This window comes from Psychromonas sp., from assembly GCF_983033635.1.
Genome location: NZ_CEZLMY010000121.1, coordinates 1 through 8463, shown reverse-complemented (window position 1 = coordinate 8463; position 8463 = coordinate 1). Strand labels below are relative to the sequence as shown.

The window sequence follows — 8463 nt, the reverse complement described above, 5'->3', positions numbered from 1 at the left end:
CTTATCACAGTTAACCCTGAAATTTTAATGCGTTTATCACGCCAGATGGCGAACCGTTTACAAATCACCAGCCAGAAAGTAGGTAACCTAGCATTCTTAGATGTAACAGGTCGTATCGCAAATACTCTGCTTGATCTTGCAAAACAACCTGATGCAATGACACACCCAGATGGCATGCAGATCAAAATCACTCGTCAAGAGATTGGTCAAATTGTAGGCTGTTCACGCGAAACGGTTGGTCGTATTCTTAAAATGCTGGAAGAGCAAGGTTTAATCTCGGCTCATGGCAAAACCATTGTTGTATTTGGTACACGTTAAGCTAACGTTTAACCTTATAAGAAATAAAAACCGCTTAATTGCGGTTTTTTTATACCTATATCTAAAGCTCTTGCGTATAAAAGAGATGAAAGAGATGAAAGATCTCATAAACGTTCTTTATATTCATATCTTTTTGCCATTAACTTGCCTACTTATCCAAAATGGTCTTGAATTATAAATCCAACAACGCATTTATTCGCTAAGGATTTTAGATATGCCTGAGCAGCAAACAAAAAAACGTTTTTCATTTCACCTTCATATTACAACTCTTTTTTCAGTGCTAATTTTGCTTTGTGGTTTATTAATAGGCTGGTATAGCTATAACCAATTAAGCAAATCTATCTTAAATTCCGGTCAGCGAATTTTTACCGAGTCGAGTCAGCAAGTCGAAAAAAAGCTATTAACGGAAGGTCTGCAGATCACAACTATGCTGAAAATTTTAGCATCCTCCCGATTAACTGAAACAAGTGAGATCACGCAAAAACTCTTAACAGTTCCGACATTAAAAGAGATGTTAGATGGAACAAATTATTTAAATGCCCTGTTTATCGCTTATCCAAATAATGATTTTTTTCTATTTCGCAAGATAACATCTGATCAATATGTTAAACAGTTTGATGCCCCGCAACAAAGCCGTTATATGCTGACACTGTACAGTAGCGGTAAAGCCAGCCACCGGTTTTATAATCAAGATCTGCAACTAACATTAAAAATAGAAGATCCAAATTATCAGCTAGATAGCAAGTCCCGCCCCTGGTACATAAAAGCTAAAAAGTCTGCACAGGTTATTTCAACCAATGCCTATATATTCTATTCCAGCCAGGAATTAGGTGTTACTAAGGCAATATTCGATGCCAAGCATAATGTCGTTATTGGTGCAGATTACGTGCTAACAGATCTATCGCGATTATTAGAAAGTTTCAAGTCATATCCACACTCTGAGCGAATGATTGTTAACAAGCAAGGACAACTTCTAGCCTATCAAGATCTGCAAGTCCTACTATCAAAGGAGGGAAAACTTAGTCATTTAAAATCCATTTCAGATATTGCCCCCCCCATTTTAGAGTATGTTTTTAATAACTATATAAATCAGAAAGGTAACATTCAATTTAGCTATGGCAATCAGCAATGGTTAGGAAAAATATCTAACCTAAGAGCCGATCAAGGGATACATTTAGTCCAACTAGTACCGGCCAAGGAATTACTACTTGAAGCATATGTTTTACGTAATGAAACAATTTTAATCACGCTGTTTATTATTTTATTTACTTTGCCTATTGCTTGGTATTTTTCTAAATCATTAACCTCTCCAATGCGTCAACTAACCAGTGAGTTACGGTCTATTAAAAACTTTGATTTTTCCAGGCCGGTTAATACCCGTACTTTCATTAAAGAGATAAATGAATTGATTGAAGTAACCAGCGGCATGAAAGAGACAATTAGTCACTTTCAAGACTTATCTTCCTCTCTGGTGGGGAAGCAAAGCTTTCAAGAATTATTAAAAAAAATAACTTTAGAAACAAATACATTAAGCGACTCACTCGGTTCAATCATTCTTTTAACCGATAAATCAAAACAACTAAATGTTGCGTTTACACAATTCAATGAACTGAGCGCATTGCAAAACGAAAAACTCAGTCAGCAATTAAAAGTACTATCATTCAATGAGGATGAGCTTTTACAGCTAAATATTGAGCAGAATAAAAATGGTACAGGCACCGCTTTGCCCACGCAGTTTAATGCGCTTATAAAGCAAACACTACAACAAAATGAATCACTAACTTGGCGTTTACTGCCGTTATCAAATAGAGCGGGACAATGGATCGGTGTTTTAGCTGTAATAAATGATCACGAAGAATTGAACTTGCATGGCAAACAAAACTTTATCCAAGCAATCGCCAGTTTCTCGGCACTAGCAATTGAAGGGCAAATATTACTCGCAGAGCAAAAAAATCTATTAGAAAGTTTCATCCAATTAATTGCCGGCGCGATAGACAGCAAATCCCCTTATACAGGAGGACACTGTGCACGCGTGCCTGAGTTAACTAAAATGCTCAGCCAAGCTGCCTGCGATAAAAAAGAGGGAGAATTTAAAGAGTTTGATTTAAACGATGAGCAGTGGGAAGAGCTACATATTGCAGCATGGTTACATGACTGTGGCAAAATTGTCACTCCTGAGTATGTGGTAGACAAAGCGACCAAACTGGAAACAATTTACGATCGAATTCATGAGGTTAGGATGCGCTTCGAGCTATTAAAACAACAAGCCCATAGTAACTATTGGCAGGGCCTCGCAGATGGATTGGATAAGTCGCTCTTAACAAAACAGCGAGACGAACTATTAACCACACTGGATCAAGAATTTGCATTTATTGCCGAGTGTAATATCGGGGGCGAATTTATGTCCGATGAAAAAATTACACGCTTAAACGAAATAGCTAAACGTACCTGGTCTCGTACTTTAGATGATCAGTTAGGTATCAGCCCGCAGGAGAAAAAACGCTACAACGAAAAGCAACCGCAACTACCTGTACAAGAGCCATTACTGGCCAATAAAAAAGAACATCTAATCAAGCGGGAACACGCTGAACTGACAGAGCCAGGTAATAACTGGGGCTTTAATATGCAAACACCTGAATATCGCTTTAATCGCGGAGAATTGTACAATCTTGCAATACAACGCGGTACATTAACAGATGAAGATCGTTTTATTATTAATGGTCATATGGTGCATACCATTGTGATGTTATCCAAATTACCATTTCCAAACCACCTGAAAAATGTGCCGACTATTGCAGGCGGGCATCATGAAAAAATGGATGGCTCTGGTTACCCGCGTGCTATAGCTGCACAAGAATTGCCAATAACAGCACGTATGATGGTGATTGCTGATATTTTTGAAGCGCTCACTGCATCAGATCGTCCCTATAAAGAGCGAAAAACACTTAGCCAAGCAATAAAAATAATGGATTTTATGGTAAAAGATAGACATATTGATCAAGCATTATTTAAACTGTTTTTAAGCTCAGGTGTCTATTTGCACTACGCCCAAAAATACCTTCTTGCAGATCAAATTGACACAGTCGATATTTCAGCATACTTGTAAAAATTATTTGTAGGGAGCTCAGTATATTTTACTGATAAACTAAGCGCATCCGGTATTTCAAAATAGGCTCGATGATGAAAGAAGCAAGTAAAAGAATATCCGCACAAGATAATTTCTATTATCTATTATTCAGCCTTATTTTTTTACTCTTCTCCAACGCTTGTGTTGAACAGTTTTTTGTAAATTCTATTTTCGCTCACTCCTTGGTTACCGCTTTAACGGTAATATCGATGGCAATTGCAGTTTGGAGTTTACGCTCTAGCCGTTTTATTTTTAATACCGCATTAGGATTAGTGTTAGCCACCCTGCTTATTACCCTATTAGTGGCAATACTCGACAAAGCAGAGCTAGACTTTATTCGCCTCTTGTTAATGCTGTGTTTTTTTCTGCTTACTCTTAAACTAGCGGCGCAACAAGCACTTTTTTCCGGAAAGATTACCAGTAATAGCCTTGTCGGCTCAATTTGTATATTTTTATTGCTGGGTGTTATCTGGCTAATGCTGTATCAATTACTCAACGAACTTGTACCGAACTCATTTTCGGGTTTAACGAGTAATGATTGGCAAAGCAATACATCTGATTTTATCTATTTTAGCTTTGTAACATTAACTACATTAGGTTTTGGTGACCTGCTGCCGCTAACGCCATTAGCCCGCTTTCTGGTATACATGGAAGCTGTGGTAGGCGTCTTTTATATGGCCATTGTTGTCTCCAGTTTAATCGGAGCAGGAATCAATAATGATCAAGAAAACAAGGCTTAAGTTAAATGTTTTATGAAGGTACTGAAAAACGTTTAGAGATCACCCTCAAACAAAATGATCTGTTGCAGTTTCCTGAGCAGTTTTGGAAAACAATGGTTGCACAGGCAGGGGCTTTTATCCTCTCGAAAATAGAAAATGAACATATTTGCGCTTACCTATTATCAGAGTCGAGTTTATTTATTTGGAAAAATAAACTGCTGCTGATCACCTGCGGAAATACCCACCTGGTTAAAGCGGCTCAGTTTTTTCAAAAAGAGATAGCTAAAGAGAAGATTCAATCCCTATTATTCCATCGCCACCAGCCTGTTCAACCGGAATTACAAAAAAGTAACTTTGCACAAGACAGCGTGCTGTTAAATACACATTTACAGGGCATTACTCAGCACTGGCAAGGGAAATATCAAGGGGATCTGTTTTTCTTCGGAGAGCTGGCGACAGAAGAGATGCATCGCAAACAGATTTTAATGTTGCATGGTTTATCAGGCCCTTTTGCAAAAACATTACAAGCAGGCGCTGCTTCTACTGAGCAGATTGAATCTACACTTGCTTTAGCTGATTTTTTTCCACAACTGCGCATAGACCAGTTTACCTTCACCCCAAAAGGTTATTCGTTAAATGCAATTGCTGGAAATAGGTACTTAACCATTCATATCACCCCGGAAAAGTTAAATACCTATTTAAGCTTAGAAAGCAGTTTTGCTAAGCAAATTATGCTGCCCTTTATAAACCACCTTCTGTGCTTATTTAATCCATTGCAAAGTAACTTAATGTTTTTTAATAAAGAATCTAAAAGTGGCTTAGAAATAACTCTATCAGAGCCTCAGAACTAGGGCTTTAATAAAAACACAGCCTGCACACGATCGCTTAACTTAATTGTTTTTACCTGATAAGTTGTCTTCCCTCTTTCATCCTGCATCGCTCTCATCATCAAGGGGCGAGGATAGGAATTTTGGTAATTAACGGAATATATTTTACCTAATTCAGCATTATAAGATTTCGCTAAACCAGACGCTTTTTCCATTGAATCCTCGACGGCCATCTGCCGAACTTTAAGCTGCCATTCATCAGGAGATTGTAAGCCATATTGTAAATCGCCAATTAAGTCTATTTTGGCTTCTAAAACAATATCTAAGAACTGATTCACTTTATTAATATCAGTTAATAGATAGGTTAAATCGCGTGTAGCACGAATGCCCAACAAGGTGCGCTTATCTTTGTGATAGTCATACTCAGCTCTTGTATAAAGCGCCGCACTTTCTAACTCATTACTGTTAAAACCTGCTTTCTGTAAGTTAACGAGCAAAGTTGAAACTTGCTGATCAACTTTTTGTTTAGCAAGCGCGCCTTTAGACTCCAACGCAGTGGCTTGAAACTGAATCGATACTTGATCAGGTTTGACATCGAGAGTCGCAGTTCCCGTAACCACTATATGTTGTTCTTCCGGTAATCCATTAGCCAAAGCTGAAAGAGAAAAAATAGAAATAAAAACAAGTGTTAAAAAATTTAAATAGCGCATAAAAAATCCTCATCAATTTAGTTAGTTAAGTTATGACATAGCTTAGCGTAAATGGTTTCATTAGTGATAATAACAAATTGATTATTTAACTTTCTTTCAGGCAAAAAAAAGCCAGCAATTAAGCTGGCTCTATAAATTTAAAGTGCCTGCAAGTATGCAGGCTAATTAAATTATAATACGTCGATAGCGTTAAGGTCAGAAAATGCTTTTTCAAGACGTTTAACCATAGACGCTTGAGCAGAACGTAACCATACACGTGGATCGTAGTATTTCTTGTTAGGAGCATCTTCACCCGTTGGGTTACCGATTTGACCTTGTAAGAAATCGTGGTTTTCAGCTTCGTAAGTACGGATACCGTCCCAACATGCCCACTGAGTATCTGTATCGATGTTCATTTTGATAACACCGTAACCGATAGACTCTTGGATTTCAGCTTCAGAAGAACCAGAACCACCGTGGAATACGAAGTTTAATTCGTTAGACGCAACACCGTGTTTTTCAGCAACAAATGCTTGAGAATCACGTAGGATAGTTGGAGTCAGTTTAACGTTACCAGGCTTGTATACGCCGTGTACGTTACCGAAAGAAGCTGCGATAGTGAAGTTAGGGCTGATTTTAGACAGCTCAACGTATGCGTAATCAACTTCAGACGGTTGAGTGTAAAGTAAAGACTCATCCATATCAGAGTTATCAACACCGTCTTCTTCGCCACCAGTACAACCTAGTTCGATTTCTAACGTCATGCCCATTTTAGACATACGCGCTAGGTATTTAGCACAAGTTGCGATGTTCTCTTCTAGAGGCTCTTCAGAAAGATCGATCATGTGAGAAGAGAAAAGAGGCGCACCAGTTGCTGCGAAATGCTCTTCAGATGCAGTTAGTAGTCCGTCAATCCAAGGAAGAAGTTTCTTAGCTGCGTGGTCAGTATGAAGAATAACTGGAACACCGTAAGCTTCAGCCATTGCGTGAACGTGCTTAGCACCAGAAACAGCACCAAGAATAGCCGCTTCCTGACCTTCAAGTTTAAGACCTTTACCTGCGTTAAATGCAGCGCCGCCGTTTGAGAACTGAATAACAACTGGAGCTTTAACTTTAGCGGCTGCTTCTAGTACTGCGTTGATTGAATCAGAACCAACAACGTTTACAGCAGGAAGTGCAAATTTGTTTTCTTTTGCAACTGCAAATACTTTCTGTAAGTCATCACCAGTGATAACACCAGGTTTTACAACGTCTAAAATCTTAGTCATGAGGATAATCCTATGTAGTTAAATTAAATACTGCTAAATTTCGCGCACAATATAACACAATAAGGTTATAAAAAATACGCTAATAAAAGTTGAAAAAAAAGCGAGATATTATCTCGCTTTATTTTTCTAATTAATCGTTTGCACGTGACTCTAACATTGTCACAGCAGGTAATTCTTTACCTTCAACAAACTCAAGGAACGCACCACCACCAGTAGAGATGTAAGAAACATCTGCTGTGATGTCAAATTTATCAATTGCAGCTAACGTATCACCGCCGCCGGCAACAGAGAATGCACTTGAATCAGCGATTGCTTTAGAGATACCTGCAGTACCTGCTTCGAAGTTTTTGAATTCGAATACGCCAACCGGGCCATTCCAAAGAATTGTTTTAGCACCTTTAAGGATTTCAGCCAGCTCAGCAGTAGAGTCTGGACCTAAATCGAAGATCATGTCGTCATCTTGAACGTCAGCAACGTTTTTGATTACCGCTTCAGCGTTTTCATCAAATGCTTTTGCACATGCTACGTCAGTTGCAACAGGGATTGCACACTCTTCCATTAATTTCTTAGCAGTACCAACTAAGTCTTTTTCGTATAATGATTTACCAACATTGTGGCCTTGAGCTGCGATGAATGTGTTTGCAATACCACCACCAACAACAAGCTGGTCAGCAATTTTAGAAAGAGATTCAAGAACAGTAAGTTTAGTAGAAACTTTAGAACCACCAACAATTGCTACTAATGGGCGAGCTGGGTTATCCATTGCTTTACCTAGCGCTTCTAATTCAGCAGCTAATAAAGGACCCGCACATGCGACAGGAGCAAATACGCCCGCACCGTTTGTAGAAGATTGTGCACGGTGAGCCGTACCAAATGCGTCCATTACGTAAACGTCACAAAGTGCAGCAAGCTGCTTAGAAAGACCTTCTTCGTTTTTCTTTTCGCCTTTGTTAAAACGAACGTTTTCAAGAACAACAACTTCACCTTCGTTCAGTTCAAGACCGTTTAAGTAATCAGTTGCTAAACGAACTGGAACATCTAATGCTTCGTTTAAGTAATCAACAACAGGTTGTAGAGAGAATGCTGCGTTTTCTTCAGCAGAAGCACCTTCAGTTGGACGACCTAGGTGAGAAGTAATCATCAGCTTAGCGCCTTTTTCTAACGCTAATTTGATTGTTGGGATAGAAGCACGGATACGTGCATCTGAAGTTACTTTACCATCTTTAATTGGCACATTAAGATCTTGACGGATAAATACGCGTTTGCCGGCTAAATCTAGATCAACCATTTTTTTTACTGACATGATGTGTCCTCTCATTTAATTTTAAAATTATAGAATTCTGAATTTACTGCTCGAACATTCATTCAAGCTCAGCTATCACACTGTCTTCTTAATACAACATTTTCCCGTTGCATTTTTCTTACCGACAGCATTATAGACGAAAGTTTTTGTTACATCGATCACAATGGTGGGTAATTTACCTTTTTCCTAGGGGGGGAGGGTTTGATTTATAT

General features: G+C 38.6%; 7 protein-coding genes. 4 read left to right on the top strand and 3 right to left on the bottom strand.

Annotated elements, in window-relative coordinates; all coding sequences use genetic code 11:
- The 4 genes from AC4GME_RS13705 to AC4GME_RS13690 all read left to right on the top strand — a co-directional run.
- Positions 1–318: helix-turn-helix domain-containing protein (locus AC4GME_RS13705; RefSeq protein WP_490379592.1), on the top strand; the 318-nt coding region annotated here is incomplete at its 5' end.
- A gap of 214 nt (positions 319–532) precedes the next feature.
- The gene (locus tag AC4GME_RS13700) at positions 533–3424 is read left to right on the top strand and encodes an HD domain-containing phosphohydrolase (RefSeq protein WP_490376703.1); all 2892 of its coding nucleotides are present in this window, start codon (positions 533–535) and stop codon (positions 3422–3424) included.
- A 230-nt stretch (positions 3425–3654) separates the two neighbouring features.
- On the top strand, positions 3655–4185 hold the full coding sequence (locus AC4GME_RS13695) for a potassium channel family protein (RefSeq protein ID WP_490376704.1): 531 nt from the start codon (positions 3655–3657) through the stop codon (positions 4183–4185).
- Positions 4186–4190: 5 nt separating this feature from the next.
- Complete coding sequence (locus AC4GME_RS13690; protein WP_490376705.1) at positions 4191–5015, top strand: S-adenosylmethionine decarboxylase; 825 nt, start codon at positions 4191–4193, stop codon at positions 5013–5015.
- On the opposite strand, the gene AC4GME_RS13685 is transcribed toward AC4GME_RS13690, so the two are convergent.
- The 3 genes from AC4GME_RS13685 to AC4GME_RS13675 all read right to left on the bottom strand — a co-directional run bounded on the left by AC4GME_RS13685 (position 5012) and on the right by AC4GME_RS13675 (position 8251).
- Complete coding sequence (locus AC4GME_RS13685) at positions 5012–5701, bottom strand: SIMPL domain-containing protein (protein ID WP_490376706.1); 690 nt, start codon at positions 5699–5701, stop codon at positions 5012–5014. The genes AC4GME_RS13690 and AC4GME_RS13685 overlap by 4 nt on opposite strands.
- 170 nt (positions 5702–5871) lie before the next feature.
- Complete coding sequence (fbaA, locus tag AC4GME_RS13680) at positions 5872–6948, bottom strand: class II fructose-bisphosphate aldolase (RefSeq protein WP_490376707.1); 1077 nt, start codon at positions 6946–6948, stop codon at positions 5872–5874.
- A gap of 130 nt (positions 6949–7078) precedes the next feature.
- Positions 7079–8251, bottom strand: coding sequence for a phosphoglycerate kinase (locus AC4GME_RS13675; RefSeq protein ID WP_490379591.1), 1173 nt, complete (start codon positions 8249–8251; stop codon positions 7079–7081).
- Positions 8252–8463 lie beyond the last annotated feature (212 nt).

What these genes read in the sequence shown, in the direction of transcription:
- AC4GME_RS13685 (WP_490376706.1), bottom strand. Translation starts at nt 5,701, where the DNA reads ATGCGCTATTTAAATTTTTTAACACTTGTTTTTATTTCTATTTTTTCT.
- AC4GME_RS13690 (WP_490376705.1), top strand. Translation starts at nt 4,191, where the DNA reads ATGTTTTATGAAGGTACTGAAAAACGTTTAGAGATCACCCTCAAACAA.
- AC4GME_RS13675 (WP_490379591.1), bottom strand. Translation starts at nt 8,251, where the DNA reads ATGTCAGTAAAAAAAATGGTTGATCTAGATTTAGCCGGCAAACGCGTA.
- AC4GME_RS13695 (WP_490376704.1), top strand. Translation starts at nt 3,655, where the DNA reads ATGGCAATTGCAGTTTGGAGTTTACGCTCTAGCCGTTTTATTTTTAAT.
- AC4GME_RS13700 (WP_490376703.1), top strand. Translation starts at nt 533, where the DNA reads ATGCCTGAGCAGCAAACAAAAAAACGTTTTTCATTTCACCTTCATATT.
- fbaA (WP_490376707.1), bottom strand. Translation starts at nt 6,948, where the DNA reads ATGACTAAGATTTTAGACGTTGTAAAACCTGGTGTTATCACTGGTGAT.